Origin of the sequence: Sphingopyxis bauzanensis, from assembly GCF_002205675.1 — a bacterium.
Lineage (GTDB): Bacteria > Pseudomonadota > Alphaproteobacteria > Sphingomonadales > Sphingomonadaceae > Sphingopyxis > Sphingopyxis bauzanensis.
This window is the reverse complement of the sequence record NZ_NISK01000003.1, coordinates 366,238-381,751: the sequence shown is the minus strand read 5'-3', so window position 1 is coordinate 381,751 and position 15,514 is coordinate 366,238. Positions and strand designations below refer to the sequence as shown.

Below are 15,514 nucleotides of genomic sequence, written 5' to 3'. Positions count from 1 at the left end.
CCGCCGCCGCCATTGCTATTGCGGCATCCTCGATGATCGCCGCGCCCGCTTCGGCGGCGCCCTATCCCACTGATAGCATGGTCCGCCGCCCCAAGGGTCCGCGCTCGAAATACATGCCCCACCAAGGCGCTCGCGAGATTGCCCGCCGCCTTCGTCAAGCGGGGAGGGCAGCATGAGCAGCCCAATCCACAGCGACCTTCTGCAATGGCAGACGCTCGACACCGCGCCCGAACTGTACCGCGTATTCGTCACCGGCTGGCAAGCGCAACACGGCACCACGCGAGGCTACTGGTGGTGGCATGAGGACACCGTCCACGAGGGACGGGCCGTTGAGCATCCCGACGCGCTCTATTGGGCGCCGATTGTCCTGCCCGAACCTCTCCCGCCGCACAAATCGGGAGACGTCCCATGATCGACCTTATCGCAGCCGCAGGTATAGGCGGCATCACTGTCGGCGCGCTCGTTTATCTGGCGATGAAGGGGAAGGTGGAAGCGGCGGACGCTGAAACCGAGCGCGCCTATGACGCGGTTGGCTTTGAACATCTTGCCGCATGGAACGCGAGGGAAGCCCACACCCGCTGCTCCGACGCTCTAGAGACTGCGCGCAATCGCATTGAACGGGCGCTATCTGTGGAGACACCCAAGGCAGCGCACGGCGTTCGTAAGATGGCGCGGATACTTCGTGGGGAGCAGGGCTGATGTGGCGCATCCTGCTAGTCCTCAACATGATCCTTTCGCTGGTCTTTATGTTCGTGGGCGAGATCGACCGCGCGACCTTCCACTTGGTCTGGTGCGTTCTCTGCCAGCTTGGCGTGGAGCGTCAATCATGATCGCGCGTTTCCTCACCCGCATAGCCTCCCACATCCTCTCCAGCCAGCGCAAAGACCCCAGAGAGGCTTACCGCGCCAAGGCTCGGCAGATGTACCGCGATCAGGGGAAGCCTGTTCCCAAGGTGCTGCGGCCATGAGCGAGCCTGTAACCATCGGGCGGGCTACGCTCTACAATTCTGACTGCCGCGACATTTTGCCGACACTCGGCAAGGTCGATGCTGTCGTGACTGACCCGCCTTATGGGATCAACGCCGCGCGGGACCGCAAGAGCGAACAGTGGGGCTGGAAAGACTACCCGCAATCCGGTTGGGACAAAGAGCGCCCCGATGCGTCCTGCTTTGCAGCCGTTCTGGCCGCTGCTCGATACCAAATCATTTGGGGCGGCAACTATTTCACCGACCGCCTGCCCGCAAATCATATGGGCAAATGGCTCATCTGGGACAAGGGGCAAGAGGGCTTCTCGCTTGCCGACGCGGAACTGGCTTGGTGCAATTTTGACGGCGCGATCCGCCGCATAAACTACCACCGCGCGAAAGCCCTTCAGGACGGGAAAGAACACCCGACGCAAAAGGCCGTCGAGGTGATGAAGTGGTCAATCGACCAGCTTCCCAAGCCGTCCGCCACAATCCTTGACCCCTTCCTTGGATCGGGAACCACCGGCGTCGCCGCCGTCCAGATGGGTCGCGACTTCGTCGGCGTTGAGGCTGACCCCGTGTTTTTCGACATCGCATGTCGGCGCATTGAGGACGCTCAACGCCAGCGCGACCTGTTTCTGGAGTCCGCAGCATGATCCCGAACGGCTCAGACCACATGATCCGCCGCGCGCTGGGCTACATGGAACCGCGCAAGGTCGGCCAATGGGCGCGCACCATGATCTGTCCCAATATCACGGACAGGGACATCATCCGCATACAGCGCAGCATGTCGGCACCCCGGCGCATCGGCACGGCAAAGGACACTGGCGCCGGTCCGTACAACAGCAACCCTCTGGTGGATGACGGGACGTTGGGCCGCAAGATCGACGCATTTGTTGCGGCCCGCTCGAAAGATTGTGGCGTCCACCCTGACTACTATCGGAGGTCGCTGGGATGGCGTTGAGGATGACCCCCGACGAGCGAGACGCAATCCTTGCGGCAATCGCTGCGCAGCCGCCCGTAGCTTATCGCTGGATAGGTGAGCGGTTCGACCGGCACGTCAAGACCATTGCCGCGCTCGCTCGCGCCCACGGCTTCCAGAGGCAGGGCAAATGATCGAGCTGCCATTCCCTCCTAAAGCACTATGGCCGAACGGTCGCGTCCATTGGGGAACCAAGAGCCGCGCAACCGCGAAGGCCAAGCTTGACGCCTACATGTCGATGAAGGGCTATCTGGCAACCATGCGGGCGCCTGCTGTCCCCGCTCGACTGGTCTACACGATCCATCCCAAGACCGCGAACCCGATCGATGCGGATAATGCCGCAGCGGCCATGAAGGCATACCAGGACGGCATCGCTGGCGCCCTTGGCATCAATGACGCCTCGCTAGGCGCTCCCCGCATCATCTTCGGCGGCCCGATCAAGGGCGGCGCCGTGTTCGTGGAGGTCGAATGATGGACGGCTGCACCACCTGCGGAAAGCCGCTGTCGCGTCGCAACGTGTCTGGCCTTTGCCGCCGCCACGCGCTCGACCTTGGCAACTTGCCACATAATACGGTCAAGCGGGTAGGGGCATTGCGCAGATTCGCCGCCGACAATCCTGATCGCGTCCGCGAGTATTGCACTCAGGCTTCGCGCTCGCGCCTCTCATGGTGCCCGCCAGAGTACCGGGACGAATATCGCCGCCTGACCCGCGTCAAGATGCTGCCCGCTGCTGAGAGCCGCAAGGTTATTGAGGATCTGATTTCCGCCCACGCCACGCGCTATTCGCGCACCGGCAAGTTGCAGCAAGCCGCATGAGCAGCGAAGCCCTCGCATGGGCCTTCAAGGTCAACGTCAAGCCGTCGGCGGTCAAGTTCACGCTGATCGCGCTGTGCGAGTGCGCCAATTACAAGACCGGCAAGATATTCCCGTCCATCGAGCACCTGTCCGAAATCACGGGGCAGGACCGCAAGACGATCATCGCCAATGTCGCAAAGCTGGAGGCCATGGGGCTGATCCGCGACACTGGCGAGCGCGGCGGTCGGACCAAGCAAATCAAGGTCTATGAGGCGGCTGTTGGAAGCGGCCCGCGCATCGTCGGTGATTCCCATTACGTCTACAGGCTCCGCGCGGATGACGGCTCCTATTACATCGGCGTCCGGTCATGTTCAGGCGCACCTGAGAGTGACGGATACATGGGTTCGGGAAGCTGGCCCAAGCATTGCGCCTATCACTCCATCCCGCTGACCAAGGAAATTGTATCGTCGCACGAAAGCCGAACCGCTGCCGATATTGCAGAGGCGATGCTCATCAAAGATTGCATCGGTGACAGCCGCTGCATGAACATAGAATATAAGGATACCGAAAAAGGTATACCAAATACGGGACTGTTAAAGGGTACCGTTTCTCCGCCGAAACAGTCCCAAAAACGGGACACGGAACCTTCAAGGGAACCTTCATCCCCTGTATCAGCTAACGCTGATACGTCCCCGCCTTCGATTAAGCCCAAAGATGTTTTGGACGCTTGGAACGATATGGCAGCCAAGAACGGCCTGCCTATCGCCAAGGTGCTGACCACGCCGCGCCAGAAGCGGCTGCGGACGATGATAGCCCAACATCCACCAGACGACTTCGCCACGGCGCTGGACGCCGTTGAACGCTCGCCTTTCTGCCGGGGCGAGAAGTCAGACTGGAAGGCAGACTTCGATTTCTTCCTGCAAACCAAATCATTCACGAAATTATTGGAGGGCGCATATGGCTGACAATGCAATCATGGTTCGCCGTCAAGGCGGCGGCGACGGCGGGGGCGGTAAAGTCACCCTCGAATCTCTGGAGCAGTACGCTGCCCGCCTCAACCGGATGAACTTCACGATAGCGCAGGGCATTCACTGGTTCGTCGCAACTCGCACGACGCCAGACGGTGAGATCCAGCATGTCCTGGATAGCCGCAAGATGTTCGACGGCGACGAAAGCCCGAACGGCCCCGTTCGCCGCGCTGCCAGCAATCTGCGCGTCCCGTACTCCGATCGATGACCTTCCAGAAAATGACCAACGACCTGATCTCGTACCGTCAAGGAACCATCACCATGGACCAATTAAGGGCGCTCTACCCGACGTGGAAGGTCTCAGCAGAGACCGCGCGTTTCTGCGTGAATGCCGCGATGGAAGCAGGGAGGCCACGGGCATGAGCGTTTCCGACAAGATCGTCCGCGACATCGTCAAAGCGGCTCGGGCTTACCTTCCACCAGACGGCATAACCGCTGACCAGTTCATCAATCGGGTTATCGAAGCGATCGACAACGACGAGGTCAACCCGACTATCGCGCGATTAATGGAGGACGGGGCATAATGGCAAGGGCGGCAAAAATATCGACCAAGATCAAGCGGGCAGGGCGCCCGACCAAGGGCGAGGTTGCACGAAAGACGGGCGGGACCGAACGCCTGCTTGATGGGGTCATGCAAAATCACGGGGCAAGCCCGCTCACACGATGGAAGGCCGCTATGGAACTGACAGATAGCCAGCTCGCCGCGATCGGTTGGTGCCAAAAGCGATGGGCGCTAGTAGGACATGAACAGCGCACGACCGCGAGCTATGACGAGCGCACCAGCCCTGCGAACGATGACGGGGAAAGTGGGGCGATGATCCTGCGCCGGATGGACGCCAGCGACGATCTCAAGCGCGTCTGTGGCGGCAATGGCATGTCAGGCGAGTATGAGTCCGGATATATCCCGCGCGCCTACTGGCAGACCTTTGAGAACTGCATACGGTTCGATGAGCCTGCGGGAACTGCCGGGTCACGCTTGGGCCGATCAGCGCCGAGCGTTCGCGCTTTGACGGTGGTCCGGTTCGTAGCTGACATCATCGCCGACAAAGAGCGTTTGCAGTTTTAGGTGACAAAGACTCTTGTCATGCTCGCGAGGACATGGTAGCCAATCCGTCATTGGTCGAACTGCGACCGCAACCGGCTGCTCATAACGGGCGGCCCTTTTCATTTCCGGCAAGCGTTCCTCCCTGTTCCGCGCCGGACCCCGCCGCCGACAACCTCGCAACCATTGCTCACCTATGTTTGAGATAGCGTTGGTTCGTCGCGCGGCGGGAAGTTTCAGGAGATCAGCCGTGAACATTGAACGTGCATTGGTGATCTGCATTCTCGTCATTCTCGTAGTGTGGATGGCTACTCGACTTCTCTGATCGACAGGAAGCGCGTTCTCCTTGGCCCGACCATCGGCGGCGGGCTTAACGGCTATTCTGGTTCCTGACTTAACGCTGTGCGCTTCCGAGGGTTCCGACCCTTTCATATGAGCAGCGAAGCTTAGCAACGCCGATATTTCACGATCCGAAACCGCCCACCCATTGGGAGCGGAAAGAGAGGATTGGCCCATGTCTGAGCCGAATAAAATAGAGGGCGACAATTTGTCGAACCGTGGGCGTGGGCGTCCCAAGGGTTCGGTGAACAAAGTCACGGCAGAAGCGAAGAATGTCATCGCGGAAGCCGCCGCGGCGCTTGGCGGCAAGGACCGTTTGGTAGCTTGGGCAAAAGAGGCGCCCGAGAATGAAAAAGCATTCTGGTCCACTGTGTATCCGAAACTGTTGCCGCTCCAGGTCACTGGCGAGGGCGGGGGCGCATTCAAGGCGATTACCGAAATCCGCCTTGTGAGCGGATGAAGGTCGAAGTCCAGCTTCCCCCGAAGCTGATACCGGTATTCACTGGCTCCGCTCGATACCGGGGAGCCTATGGCGGGCGAGGGTCGGCCAAGACACGAAGCTTCGCCAAGATGGCAGCCATTCACGCGCACCGATGCGCGCAGGCTGGCAAGGAAGGGATCATCCTCTGCGTCCGTGAGTTTATGAACTCGCTGGATGACAGTTCAATGGCTGAGATCAAGGCGGCGATCCGGTCAGAGGAATGGCTTGAAGCGCATTTCGAGATTGGCGACACGTTCATCCGCACCAAGTGCCGCCGGGTTGAGTTTATATTCGTTGGCCTGTCGCGCCATCTGGACAGCATCAAATCGAAAGCCCGCATCCTTCTGTGCTGGGCCGATGAAGCTGACCCGATCACTGAGACCGCATGGGAGAAGCTGGTTCCGACTGTCCGCGAGGATAACTCGGAAATCTGGGTAACGTGGAACCCCGAGATTGAGGACAGCGCGACCGACCTGCGCTTTCGCAAGAACCCGCCGCCCGATGCCAGGATTGTTGAACTGAACTTCGCGGATAACCCGTGGTTCCCCAAGGTGCTTGAAGCCGAGCGGCTGAACGACAAGGAACGTCGTCCCGATAGCTACGAGCATATTTGGGGCGGGGCTTACAAAACGCATTTCGAGGGGGCTTACTTCACCACGCATCTGACTGCGGCACGGGAGCAGAACCGCATCACGACGGTTCCCGAAGATCCGCATATGGTCATTCACCTGTTTGCCGACATTGGGGGCACCGGGGCGAAGGCGGATAACTTCGTATTCTGGGCTGCGCAGTTCATCGGCCTGACGATCAAGTGTGTGAATCATTACGAGGTGCAGGGGCAACCGATCGGTTCGCATCTCGATTGGCTGCGGACACAGGGCTACGCACCGGGCCGCGTCAAGATCTGGCTGCCGCACGACGGCGACACGCAGGAAAAGGTTATTGATACGTCCTACCGCAAGTCCTTTGAGGATGCGCTGTACGACGTTGAGGTTGTCCCCAATCAGGGCAAGGGCGCAGCGATGCAGCGGGTCGAGAAGGTCCGCGAGCATTTCAGCCGCATCTGGATAGACGAAGCGAAGTGCGCGGGCGGCTTGAAGGCCATCGCGGCATACCATGAGAAGCGCGACGAAAAGCGCAAGATCGGGCTTGGACCGAACCACGACGGCAACAGCCATAGCGCGGACGCCTTCGGGTTGATGTGCAGTGTCTATCAGGAACCCAAGGCCGCAGCGCCGTTGGACCTTAGCAGATTGATGAAAGGGGTAGCATGAAGCGAGAACCCCTAACCGAAGACGAACTGTTGCAGGCTCTCCAGAGCGAGGCGACGGCGGCTTGCGGCTTTTACGACACCACGGTCTATGAGGAACAGGCTGAGGCGATCAAATATTATCAGGGCGAGCCGTTTGGCGATGAGGTTGATGGGCTTAGCCAGATCGTTCTGAAAGATGTTGCCGAGACGGTCGATTACATGACGATCAGCGTGGGGCGCCTGTTTGTTGCTGGTGACCGCGTGTGCGAGTTTGAGGCCAAGGATGAGAGCGAGGCCAAGGCCGTCGATCAGGCTACGGCTGCGATGCACCAGATTTTCATGCAGGACCAGGACGGTTACCGCATCCTGATGGACTGGCTCAAGGCTGGGCTGATTGAGAAGTACTGTGCGACCAAGACGGCGATGGTTGAAGAGGAAAGCATCAGCACCAAGGTTTACACCGGCACTGCTGACGATCTCATGGCAGCCGAGGAGCGCGGCGAGCTTCCCGATGATGCTGAGGTCACGCAAGGCGAAGACGGCACGTTCCGGGTCAAGATCAAGACCAAGGCGCAAAAGACCCGCTTCTATGATTACCCGCTGCCTTCGGAAGAGTTTCGTTTCAGCGCCCGCGCCCGCCATGAGGATGATGCGGACTATCTTGCGCATGTATGCCGCAAGACGCGCTCCGAGCTGGTCGAGATGGGTTTCGACGCCGATATGGTTTATGAGTTGTCCACTGAGGACGATTTGCTGACCGACCAGCGCCGCGCCGCTCGTGACGACTGGCAGCATTGGCGCGACGACAACGTCAATCCCTCCATGCAGGAGGTGACGCTGTGGGAAGAATATATCAAGATCGACGCTGACGGCGACGGCATTGCCGAGCGGCTGAAAGTGTTCCGCGTTGCCGACAAGATTCTGAAGCAGGAAGAGGTGGACGATCACCCGTTCGTGATCTTCACACCGTTCCCGCGCCCGCACCGCATTGTTGGCGATGGCCTTGCCGACAAGACAATGGATATTCAGCGCATCCGTTCGGTGGTCGCCCGCCAGTTGATGAACGGCATGTATCTGTCGAATATGCCCCGCTATTGGGTGCCGCAGGAAAGCGTCAACGAAAACACCTACAACGATCTTTTGACGGTCATTCCCGGCTCGCCTGTGCGCGGCAAGGGTATGGCCCCGACCCCGCTCAATGCCGGGTTTGACGCTGGCCGCAGCATCAACGTGATGGAGTTCTGGACCGGGGAGCGCGAAAGCCGCACCGGCATTACCCGCCTGAACCAAGGCCTTGACGCCGACGCGCTGAACAAGATGCTCTGCGTGGAGACGCCGGTTCCGATGGCATCCGGCGCCTATAAGTTGCTGGCCGATGTCGAAGATAACGATTGGCTGATTGGCTCTGACGGCGGTTCCGTCCGCGTCGTCAAAGCGCACGAAATTCACGATCCCGAGAGGGCTTATCGCATCCGTTTCTCGTCGGGTGAGGAAATTGACGCGGGCGGCGAGCACCTGTGGACCGTCCAGACCGATAATGACAAGCGTTATAACAAGTTTCAGACCGTAGATACTGACCGCCTTTTTGAGATGATGCAGGGCAGGGGCTTGGTCTATATCCCGCGCGTCCAGCGCCCCCTTACCGGCGCTGAGCGCGAGCTTCCTCTAGACCCGTACCTTCTCGGTACATGGCTCGGTGATGGCAGCCTCCACGCTCCGCGCATAACGACGATGGAAGCAGAAACGGTCGCGTATACTGAGGCTTGGGCCGAAGAGTACGGCGGGCTGACGATCGATAAACAACAGAACAGCGGTGCAGCTAAAACCTACTACGTCAAGGGGCTGTACCCCATCCTGCGCGGCATGAAGATGCTCAAGCGCGGCGATGCTGATAGAGACGCGGGCATCGTCGGGAAACACATTCCCGAGGAATATTTCCACGCGTCCTATCGCCAGCGCCTTGAATTGCTCCGTGGCCTCATGGACACGGATGGCTGTCACCATAGCAATGCGCTATGTGTGTTCGTGCAGAAGGGCGGAAAGCTCCTAGACGACGCCGTTCGCTTGATCGAGAGTCTCGGTGGTTGGCCGAGTGTCCGCCCCGCCACCGCTGCCGGCTGTTATCAGGTCACATTCTCGCTTGCCGATTGCCCGTTCCGCTTATCCCGCAAGGCTGAGCATTGGCGTCCGGCCAAGGCCAACGCGGCTACTCAAGTCGTCAAATCTATCGAACGTATCGCGATTAAGCCGATGCGCTGCCTTACGGTCGATGCAAGTGATGGCCTGTTCTGCGTCGGTCGCCGTTTCACTGTCACGCATAACACCGCATCCGGCACTGCCATGATGCAGGCGCAGGGCCAGCAGTTTGAGGAATATATCGCCCGTAACTTTGCCGAGTGCTTTGCGCGGTTGATGTGGAAGAAATACCGATTGGTCAAAGAGTTCGGCCAGCCGTTCAAGCTCAAGATGGACGGCGAGTATCAACAGGTCGATCCGGCGATGTGGCCCGATGAGCCTGACATGGTTATCCGTGTCGGCATGGGGACGGGCCGCAAGGAATATCGCTTGGCGCTGCGGATGCAGTTGCTCGATATTCAGCGCGAAGGCCTTGAAATCGGCATGGTCAAAAAAGAGCACCTGTTCAACAACGCTGGTGCGATTGTTCGCGATGCTGGCTTGGGTCAGCCTGACGACTATTTCGTCAACCCTGCAAAGCCTGAGTTGGACGCCGAGGGTAACCCGGTCCAAGAGGAGCCGAAGCCCGATCCCGAAATGGCGAAGGTCGAGGCTGAGACACAGTTGCAAGCGAACAAGCTGCAAGGCGAGCAGGCCATGTCAGCCGCCAAGATGCAGATGATGCAGCAGGAAGCGGCTCTCAAGTTGCAGTTGCAGCGCGAAGAAGCCGAGGCGCAGGCCCAGCTTGCCCGCGACAAGGCGACATTCGAGGCGCAGCAGGCGGAGCAGCGGTTTGCGTTTGAGCAGGAGATGGCAACCCGCCAATTCCAGCAAGATTCCATGCTCGCCCAGCAGCGCGCCGACAACGACGCCAAAATGAAGAAATACCGTGAAGGCGGGAGTCTGGCAGAATGACGCTAAGCGATAAAATCGGCCGCAAATTGGCGTCACGCCTGCTTCGTCTGCACTGGCGCATTGGCTGCAACTCGCCGTTTGAGAACTGGTCGCAGTTGGTTTGCCTGTTCTGGCCATGGTCATGGCGACCCAGCGGCACCCTACGCAACAATCTGAAAACCGTCCCCGGTCGGCTGGTGCGGTTTTGGCAGTGGAAGATCGTCTATCCGATTCTGCGGGACGCAAAGAAGCTATGAGCGAAGACCCGCTGCACCGCGCAAGCCGCTGGCAATCGTTCTACGACGAGGACGGCGGGCTTGACGATGTTCTGTCCGGCCTTCGCCGCGCCTATTTCGAGCGCGCCCAGACGTTGGGAGCGAGGGACACCGACGGGCTATTGAAGCTGTCCATTGCTGACAAGATCGTCGGCGAACTGGACGCCCATATTCGTTTCATCATTGACGGGGGCCAGGTCGAAAAGGACCGCAAGGCCCACGTTGAGCGCGTCCGCAAGGTCGGCAAGCTTTACTAAGCCGCGCTACGGCGCATCACCCTGGAGTATAAACGATGGCCCATCCGGAAACCCCGGAAGCCCTCGACGTGCGCCCGTTGGATACAACGGACGATGCGGCGGCGGCTTTGGACGACTATTTTGCGCAGCAGGACGAAGACGAGCCTGTTGACGACGATTCACCCGAGGACGACGCGCCGGAAGGCGATGAACCCGAGGATGATGAGCAGGACGACGAAAGCGACGAACCGGAAACGGCCATCGATGCGCCCGTCAGCCTGAACGCGGAGGAAAAGGCGGTCTTTGCGCAGCTTCCAGTGGAAGCCCAGCAAGCATGGGCCGCGAGTGAAACCCGACGCAACGCACAGGTCCAAGAGGCCACGACGAAAGCCGCCCATGCCGAACGATCTGCAAAGACGCAAGCGGCAGAGGCGCACAGCAAGGCGAAAGCGGTATTCGCCACGCAGCTTGCGGAGTTCGCAAGCCATCTATCCCCGCAAATGCCCGATGCCGAACTGGCTCGGGTCAATCCGGGGGAATATATCGCACAGAAAGCCCAATACGACGCCATGAAAGCCCAGCACGACGAACTCGTGCAGCAAGTAGCGGCGCTCGGTGACGAGGCCAGTCAGGAAATCGATCAGGCGTTTATCCAGCAGCGCGACCGGGAACTTCTAGCCATCCCAGAGGTCGCGAACGAGGAAACGCGCGGAGACTTCTTTGACCGGGCGCTCGGCGCAGCGGAGGCCCTTGGATATGAGCGCGACATCCTTTTGCGGGATGGCAACGCGACGGACTTCAAGGCGCTGGTCGCTGCCCATGGGTGGAAACAGGACGCCGACAAATACAAGGCCTTGATGGCCAAGCAGATGACGCGCGTCCGAGAGGCCAAGTCCGCGAAACCCAATGCCGCCCAGCCCTTGGGCAGCGGCAAAGCCCGCGCGCAGGTCAAGACACAGCAGCGGCTACGCGAAACCGGAGACATTCGGGACGCCGCAGCCGCTATCACAGCACTAGGCTAAGGATTTAGTACCATGGCAGTTCCAACCAATACCGTTCAGGCGGTGGGCCGCATCGGCAACCGCGAAGACCTTTCCGACATCATCTACGACATCAGCCCCACCGACACCCCGTTCGTTTCGTCGATCGGTCGCGGCAAGGCTGAGGCGACGTACACCGAATGGCAGACCGACACCCTGGTGGCGGCGAACCACGATAACAAGACCATCCAGGGCGATGATCTGGCCAACGAAAGCCGTCCGGCAACGACCCGCGTCGGTACGCACACCCAGATCTTCAAGAAGGTCATCGGCACCTCGACGACCGCACAGGCCGTCAAGCAGGCTGGCCGCGCCAACGAACATTCCTATCAGGTCGCCAAGGCCGGTAAGGAAATGAAGCGCGACATGGAAAAGCGTTTCACCGGCAACTATGCCTCTGTGGCCGCTACGGCGTCCGTGGCCGGCGAAACTGCTGGCGCGCTGGCGTGGATCACCACCAACGACTCGCGTGGCGCTGGCGGCGCTGATGGCGGCTTCTCAGCGGGTATCGTCGCTGCGGCCACCAACGGCACTCAGCGCGCCTTCACCGAAACGCTGCTCAAGGCGGCTGTTTCGGCTGCTTGGAACGCTGGCGGTGACCCGACGATGGCAATCATGTCGCTGACCCAGAAGCAGACGGCAGCCGGTTTCGCCGGCCTTGCCGATGCGCGCCGTGAAACGGGCGACAAGAAGCTGAAAATCATCGCGGGCGCCGACGTTTACGTCAGCGACGTTGGTGAAATCCGGCTGGTCCCGGATCGCTTCTGCTCGACGCGCGATGCGCTGATTGTGGACCCGGAACTGTGGGAGATCGCAACGCTCGATCCGATGCAGCGCCGCGCTCTCGCTGTCACCGGCCTTGCCGACCGCACCGCGCTCTACACCGAATGCGCGCTCAAGTCGCTCAACGAGTCAGGCAACGCGCTGATTGCCGATCTGACCTGATAGGTTCGCCTGTCAACCATATGGGGTGGGGGTTTCGGCCTCCACCTTTTTTCAGGAGTGAAACAAATGGCTGCTGGTTCCCCGGTATCCCAAAGTAACGGGCGCGCCACCACGGCACGTCCCGGCACGGTTCTACAGGCCGCTGCGCAGGCCAACACGGCTGCGGCTGATGTCGCGGGCCTTGTGACGGACATCAACGCCCTACTCGCCAAGCTGCGCACGGCTGGCGTTATAGCAACCTAATAACGGGCGGGGGTCTATGGCTCCCGCCCTTTTTCATGGAGAATTGCCATGGTGAAAGCCAAAGCTAAGCCGGTCGAAAAGCCGGAATATGTGGTCGTGATCGACAAGCTGCATCTGGACGACGGCACGACGCTGCTGCGCGACCAGCCCGATGATGGCGATGCCGCCGAAACCTACCTTGCCAGCGGGTGGATCGAGCGTGTCTGAACGGCTTTTCGACCATGACCCCGTTTCGGGCATGACGACTTGGCACAGTTACGACGAAGAAACCGACACCACGTTCTTTCGCTACGAACAGGACACGTCGGCTATCCTTGACCACAACAAGGAAATGCAGGCCGAGGGTTTCGATAAGCGTTCGGATATGTGGCATGCGGCGAAGATTCCCAACGTCATCATCATGGAATGGCTGACGAAGCACGGCGTTCGCTTCTGGGACAAGAACCACACAGAGGGCGTGAAGCGTCTGCTTAACAGCGACGAATATCGCCACCTCCGTACCAATCATTTCATCATCTAGGGGCTGTCCATGACGATTGTCATCTCGACCGAAGACAGTGTCCGGTTTCAAACGCTGGCAGGCCTCAAGGCGTCCATCTCGTCGCGGCTGGACCGTGATTTTGACGATGACGACCTGGCTGATTTTATCTACCTTGCCGAGCGCGAAATGGAGCGCGTTCTTCCTGTCGCCGCTCGCGAGGTAACGGCGCCGCTGACGATCAGCGCGCAGACTGCAACCCTGCCGTCCGACTTCAAGGCCGTGCGCCACATTACGGTTTCGTCCAACGGAACATGGCCGCTGAGCCTTTCCGCGCCTTCGTCGCTATGCTCGCACACCGGCTGCCCCAATGCCTATGCGGTGGTTGCTGGTCAGCTTTGGTTCTCGCCCGTCCCCGCCACGGCCTACAGCGGTTTGCTGGTTTATGAGCGCAAGATTACGTCGCTCACGGAAACGGCGCCGAGCAACTGGATTTTGCAGCTTCACCCGGACGCCTATTTCTACGGGGCGTTGGTGCAGGCTGCCGACTTCATCGCGGATTCGTCGCGCATCGATCGCTACCGGGCAATGTTTGAAACGGTGATCGGTCAGATGATCGACGAAAGCGAGCGGTATCGCAACAGCGGCTCGCCCATGATGCCAACGATGATCGGCGTCGTGTGAGGATCGACCTTCCGGCGTACCTGCCGGACCAGTCCATCAACAGCGGTGTCATCACCGTGGCAGAGAACGTGTATCGTGCAGCGGATGGGTATCGGCCTATCGGGTCATTCCTGACCAACTCCACGGCGCTTCCTGCGGCATTTAACGGGGGCGGGGCGTTCATCTCGACGAGCGGGACAAGCTACCTGCTGGCGGGGACGACAACGACGCTGTCGCGCTATTCTGCCGGGGGTTGGGTTAGCCTCCTGTCTGCGCTGACCGTCACGAAGCGGTGGAATTACGCACAGTTCGGTGACTTTGTTGTCGCGGTCAATGGCGGGGTCACGCAAGCGGTTAATCTGAACGCTGGCACGGCGGCAGCATTAGCTGGTGCGCCTACGTTTACGTGCATCACGGTTGTGGGGGATTATGTCGTCGGCGGGCAAGCTGGCGGCGACATCCTGCTGGTCCAGTGGTCGGCGTTCAATGACCATACCGGATGGACACCGGGAACGGATCAATCGGGCTTTCAGCCGATGCTTACAGGCGGCGAGATCATGGGCATCGCCGGGGGCGAGTTCGGGATTATCCTGCAACGTGGCCGCCTGGTTCGCATGTCGCGCACCGGGGCTGCTGACGCACCGTTTCAGTTCGACGAAATCACCCCCAACGTGGGCTGCGCTTCCAAGGGTTCGGTTTGCCAGCATGGGCGCTCGGTGTTCTTCCTGTCCGACCGTGGCTTTATGGCTTGTGAGGATGGGCAGCTTCCTGTCCCCATCGGTAACGAAAAGGTTGACCGCGACTTTCAATCACAAGTCCCGCGTGACGAATGGCATCGCATTTACGGCGCCGTTGATCCGCGCCGGACGCTGGTTAGCTGGGTACTCCCCGGCAACCCCGGCAAGGAATGGATCTACAACTGGACGCTGCAAGAGTGGTCCACCGGGGCATATGTCGTTGACGGCATCTTTTCGGGCTTCACGTCGTCCACGGACACCGACAACACTGGTATTACGAACGTTGACAGCGACCCGGCGCTGACGGTTGATGATCCCCGCTTTTCGGGCGGCGCGCCTCGCTTGTTCGCTGTGCAGAATGGGCAGATCGGGACGCTGGAAGGCCCGCCGCTGGCTGCGAGGGTCTGGATGGGCTTTGTCGAGTTCGCAAAGGACAGGGTTTCACGGCTGCGGTCAGTGCGTCCTGTCGGTGATTTGACGGCGGCATCGTGCGTCCTGGATTGCCGCCAGCGCCTTGGTGACGCGGAGAATCTGAAAACGACGGGTTCGATGCGGGACAGCGGCGTCATGGCGGTGCGAGCGTCGGGCAAGTACGTGGCCACGCGCCTGTCGATCCCGGCAGGCCATTCCTGGAATTACGTGAGGGCTTTCGAATACGACGTTGAAAGCGGCGGCAACCGATGACTCTCATCGTTCCCGAAACCCAAACCAACAAGGATTGGCCGCGACGGGTAGCGCAGGCGGTCAACGGCGGCATGAACACCATGGCGTCCCTGCAGGCGCGCATCGTGGCCCTTGAGGCGCACACCGTCGAGACAATCACGTTCACCCCCATTGCCGAGCCTGTCAGCCCCGTTGAGGGCATGACCTATCAGGACAGCACTTCTCACAAATTGCGCACTTACGACGGCACAATTTGGAGAGACCATTGGTAAGGAATTAGAA

25 protein-coding genes are annotated in these 15,514 nt (G+C 60.0%); all 25 read left to right on the top strand.

Annotated elements, in window-relative coordinates; translation table 11 throughout:
- Positions 1-172 precede the first annotated feature (172 nt).
- A complete protein-coding gene (locus CDQ92_RS13260) occupies positions 173-412 on the top strand; it encodes a hypothetical protein (RefSeq protein ID WP_088441848.1) in 240 nt (79 codons plus the stop codon).
- A complete protein-coding gene (locus CDQ92_RS13255; protein ID WP_088441847.1) occupies positions 409-699 on the top strand; it encodes a hypothetical protein in 291 nt (96 codons plus the stop codon). Before CDQ92_RS13260 ends, CDQ92_RS13255 begins: the two co-directional genes overlap by 4 nt.
- Complete coding sequence (locus tag CDQ92_RS21830) at positions 699-830, top strand: hypothetical protein (RefSeq protein WP_268239138.1); 132 nt, start codon at positions 699-701, stop codon at positions 828-830. The genes CDQ92_RS13255 and CDQ92_RS21830 overlap by 1 nt, the downstream gene beginning before the upstream one ends.
- Positions 827-967: a hypothetical protein gene (locus tag CDQ92_RS21190; RefSeq protein WP_158213842.1), complete on the top strand. Its 141-nt coding sequence runs from the start codon at positions 827-829 to the stop codon at positions 965-967. The genes CDQ92_RS21830 and CDQ92_RS21190 overlap by 4 nt, the downstream gene beginning before the upstream one ends.
- On the top strand, positions 964-1,620 hold the full coding sequence (locus tag CDQ92_RS13250; RefSeq protein ID WP_088441846.1) for a DNA-methyltransferase: 657 nt from the start codon (positions 964-966) through the stop codon (positions 1,618-1,620). The genes CDQ92_RS21190 and CDQ92_RS13250 overlap by 4 nt, the downstream gene beginning before the upstream one ends.
- On the top strand, positions 1,617-1,928 hold the full coding sequence (locus tag CDQ92_RS13245; protein ID WP_144035779.1) for a hypothetical protein: 312 nt from the start codon (positions 1,617-1,619) through the stop codon (positions 1,926-1,928). The genes CDQ92_RS13250 and CDQ92_RS13245 overlap by 4 nt, the downstream gene beginning before the upstream one ends.
- Before the next feature lie 256 nt (positions 1,929-2,184).
- On the top strand, positions 2,185-2,418 hold the full coding sequence (locus tag CDQ92_RS13240; protein ID WP_144035778.1) for a hypothetical protein: 234 nt from the start codon (positions 2,185-2,187) through the stop codon (positions 2,416-2,418).
- Complete coding sequence (locus CDQ92_RS13235; RefSeq protein ID WP_144035777.1) at positions 2,415-2,762, top strand: hypothetical protein; 348 nt, start codon at positions 2,415-2,417, stop codon at positions 2,760-2,762. The genes CDQ92_RS13240 and CDQ92_RS13235 overlap by 4 nt, the downstream gene beginning before the upstream one ends.
- Positions 2,759-3,706 (top strand): helix-turn-helix domain-containing protein, encoded by a 948-nt coding sequence (locus CDQ92_RS13230; protein WP_088441842.1) that lies wholly within the window; start codon positions 2,759-2,761, stop codon positions 3,704-3,706. The genes CDQ92_RS13235 and CDQ92_RS13230 overlap by 4 nt, the downstream gene beginning before the upstream one ends.
- Positions 3,699-3,977, top strand: coding sequence for a hypothetical protein (locus tag CDQ92_RS13225; protein WP_088441841.1), 279 nt, complete (start codon positions 3,699-3,701; stop codon positions 3,975-3,977). Before CDQ92_RS13230 ends, CDQ92_RS13225 begins: the two co-directional genes overlap by 8 nt.
- A gap of 151 nt (positions 3,978-4,128) precedes the next feature.
- Positions 4,129-4,293, top strand: a complete 165-nt coding sequence (locus tag CDQ92_RS21185) for a hypothetical protein (protein ID WP_158213841.1) — start codon at positions 4,129-4,131, stop codon at positions 4,291-4,293.
- A gap of 152 nt (positions 4,294-4,445) precedes the next feature.
- Complete coding sequence (locus tag CDQ92_RS13220) at positions 4,446-4,835, top strand: hypothetical protein (RefSeq protein WP_144035776.1); 390 nt, start codon at positions 4,446-4,448, stop codon at positions 4,833-4,835.
- A gap of 490 nt (positions 4,836-5,325) precedes the next feature.
- On the top strand, positions 5,326-5,610 hold the full coding sequence (locus CDQ92_RS13215; RefSeq protein ID WP_088441839.1) for a hypothetical protein: 285 nt from the start codon (positions 5,326-5,328) through the stop codon (positions 5,608-5,610).
- Positions 5,607-6,905: a PBSX family phage terminase large subunit gene (locus tag CDQ92_RS13210; protein WP_088441838.1), complete on the top strand. Its 1,299-nt coding sequence runs from the start codon at positions 5,607-5,609 to the stop codon at positions 6,903-6,905. Before CDQ92_RS13215 ends, CDQ92_RS13210 begins: the two co-directional genes overlap by 4 nt.
- Positions 6,902-9,973 (top strand): portal protein, encoded by a 3,072-nt coding sequence (locus CDQ92_RS13205; RefSeq protein WP_088441837.1) that lies wholly within the window; start codon positions 6,902-6,904, stop codon positions 9,971-9,973. The genes CDQ92_RS13210 and CDQ92_RS13205 overlap by 4 nt, the downstream gene beginning before the upstream one ends.
- Positions 9,970-10,209, top strand: a complete 240-nt coding sequence (locus CDQ92_RS13200; protein WP_088441836.1) for a hypothetical protein — start codon at positions 9,970-9,972, stop codon at positions 10,207-10,209. Before CDQ92_RS13205 ends, CDQ92_RS13200 begins: the two co-directional genes overlap by 4 nt.
- The gene (locus CDQ92_RS13195; protein ID WP_088441835.1) at positions 10,206-10,484 is read left to right on the top strand and encodes a hypothetical protein; all 279 of its coding nucleotides are present in this window, start codon (positions 10,206-10,208) and stop codon (positions 10,482-10,484) included. Before CDQ92_RS13200 ends, CDQ92_RS13195 begins: the two co-directional genes overlap by 4 nt.
- 35 nt (positions 10,485-10,519) lie before the next feature.
- On the top strand, positions 10,520-11,485 hold the full coding sequence (locus CDQ92_RS13190; protein WP_088441834.1) for a hypothetical protein: 966 nt from the start codon (positions 10,520-10,522) through the stop codon (positions 11,483-11,485).
- Positions 11,486-11,497: 12 nt separating this feature from the next.
- Positions 11,498-12,448, top strand: coding sequence for a DUF5309 domain-containing protein (locus CDQ92_RS13185; RefSeq protein WP_158213840.1), 951 nt, complete (start codon positions 11,498-11,500; stop codon positions 12,446-12,448).
- 66 nt (positions 12,449-12,514) lie between these two features.
- Positions 12,515-12,691 carry a head fiber protein gene (locus tag CDQ92_RS20900; RefSeq protein ID WP_144035775.1) on the top strand — a complete coding sequence of 59 codons (177 nt, stop codon included), beginning with the start codon at positions 12,515-12,517 and terminating at the stop codon, positions 12,689-12,691.
- Between the two features lie 48 nt (positions 12,692-12,739).
- Positions 12,740-12,898, top strand: a complete 159-nt coding sequence (locus tag CDQ92_RS21180; protein WP_158213839.1) for a hypothetical protein — start codon at positions 12,740-12,742, stop codon at positions 12,896-12,898.
- The gene (locus tag CDQ92_RS13180; RefSeq protein WP_229667103.1) at positions 12,891-13,211 is read left to right on the top strand and encodes a hypothetical protein; all 321 of its coding nucleotides are present in this window, start codon (positions 12,891-12,893) and stop codon (positions 13,209-13,211) included. Before CDQ92_RS21180 ends, CDQ92_RS13180 begins: the two co-directional genes overlap by 8 nt.
- A gap of 9 nt (positions 13,212-13,220) precedes the next feature.
- Entirely contained in the window at positions 13,221-13,853 is a 633-nt protein-coding gene (locus CDQ92_RS13175) for a phage adaptor protein (RefSeq protein ID WP_088441832.1), read from the top strand.
- Complete coding sequence (locus tag CDQ92_RS13170) at positions 13,850-15,253, top strand: hypothetical protein (RefSeq protein ID WP_088441831.1); 1,404 nt, start codon at positions 13,850-13,852, stop codon at positions 15,251-15,253. The genes CDQ92_RS13175 and CDQ92_RS13170 overlap by 4 nt, the downstream gene beginning before the upstream one ends.
- Positions 15,250-15,504, top strand: coding sequence for a hypothetical protein (locus CDQ92_RS13165; protein ID WP_088441830.1), 255 nt, complete (start codon positions 15,250-15,252; stop codon positions 15,502-15,504). Before CDQ92_RS13170 ends, CDQ92_RS13165 begins: the two co-directional genes overlap by 4 nt.
- The last annotated feature ends 10 nt before the right edge of the window (positions 15,505-15,514 follow it).

Bases quoted from the DNA above. Each gene is read 5' to 3' on its own strand.
- CDQ92_RS21830 (WP_268239138.1), top strand. From the start codon at position 699: ATGTGGCGCATCCTGCTAGTCCTCAACATGATCCTTTCGCTGGTCTTT.
- CDQ92_RS13260 (WP_088441848.1), top strand. From the start codon at position 173: ATGAGCAGCCCAATCCACAGCGACCTTCTGCAATGGCAGACGCTCGAC.
- CDQ92_RS13225 (WP_088441841.1), top strand. From the start codon at position 3,699: ATGGCTGACAATGCAATCATGGTTCGCCGTCAAGGCGGCGGCGACGGC.
- CDQ92_RS13205 (WP_088441837.1), top strand. From the start codon at position 6,902: ATGAAGCGAGAACCCCTAACCGAAGACGAACTGTTGCAGGCTCTCCAG.
- CDQ92_RS20900 (WP_144035775.1), top strand. From the start codon at position 12,515: ATGGCTGCTGGTTCCCCGGTATCCCAAAGTAACGGGCGCGCCACCACG.
- CDQ92_RS21190 (WP_158213842.1), top strand. From the start codon at position 827: ATGATCGCGCGTTTCCTCACCCGCATAGCCTCCCACATCCTCTCCAGC.
- CDQ92_RS13165 (WP_088441830.1), top strand. From the start codon at position 15,250: ATGACTCTCATCGTTCCCGAAACCCAAACCAACAAGGATTGGCCGCGA.
- CDQ92_RS13195 (WP_088441835.1), top strand. From the start codon at position 10,206: ATGAGCGAAGACCCGCTGCACCGCGCAAGCCGCTGGCAATCGTTCTAC.
- CDQ92_RS21185 (WP_158213841.1), top strand. From the start codon at position 4,129: ATGAGCGTTTCCGACAAGATCGTCCGCGACATCGTCAAAGCGGCTCGG.
- CDQ92_RS13230 (WP_088441842.1), top strand. From the start codon at position 2,759: ATGAGCAGCGAAGCCCTCGCATGGGCCTTCAAGGTCAACGTCAAGCCG.
- CDQ92_RS13210 (WP_088441838.1), top strand. From the start codon at position 5,607: ATGAAGGTCGAAGTCCAGCTTCCCCCGAAGCTGATACCGGTATTCACT.
- CDQ92_RS13175 (WP_088441832.1), top strand. From the start codon at position 13,221: ATGACGATTGTCATCTCGACCGAAGACAGTGTCCGGTTTCAAACGCTG.
- CDQ92_RS13220 (WP_144035776.1), top strand. From the start codon at position 4,446: ATGGAACTGACAGATAGCCAGCTCGCCGCGATCGGTTGGTGCCAAAAG.
- CDQ92_RS13235 (WP_144035777.1), top strand. From the start codon at position 2,415: ATGATGGACGGCTGCACCACCTGCGGAAAGCCGCTGTCGCGTCGCAAC.
- CDQ92_RS13215 (WP_088441839.1), top strand. From the start codon at position 5,326: ATGTCTGAGCCGAATAAAATAGAGGGCGACAATTTGTCGAACCGTGGG.
- CDQ92_RS21180 (WP_158213839.1), top strand. From the start codon at position 12,740: ATGGTGAAAGCCAAAGCTAAGCCGGTCGAAAAGCCGGAATATGTGGTC.
- CDQ92_RS13190 (WP_088441834.1), top strand. From the start codon at position 10,520: ATGGCCCATCCGGAAACCCCGGAAGCCCTCGACGTGCGCCCGTTGGAT.
- CDQ92_RS13245 (WP_144035779.1), top strand. From the start codon at position 1,617: ATGATCCCGAACGGCTCAGACCACATGATCCGCCGCGCGCTGGGCTAC.
- CDQ92_RS13250 (WP_088441846.1), top strand. From the start codon at position 964: ATGAGCGAGCCTGTAACCATCGGGCGGGCTACGCTCTACAATTCTGAC.
- CDQ92_RS13255 (WP_088441847.1), top strand. From the start codon at position 409: ATGATCGACCTTATCGCAGCCGCAGGTATAGGCGGCATCACTGTCGGC.
- CDQ92_RS13240 (WP_144035778.1), top strand. From the start codon at position 2,185: ATGAAGGGCTATCTGGCAACCATGCGGGCGCCTGCTGTCCCCGCTCGA.
- CDQ92_RS13200 (WP_088441836.1), top strand. From the start codon at position 9,970: ATGACGCTAAGCGATAAAATCGGCCGCAAATTGGCGTCACGCCTGCTT.
- CDQ92_RS13185 (WP_158213840.1), top strand. From the start codon at position 11,498: ATGGCAGTTCCAACCAATACCGTTCAGGCGGTGGGCCGCATCGGCAAC.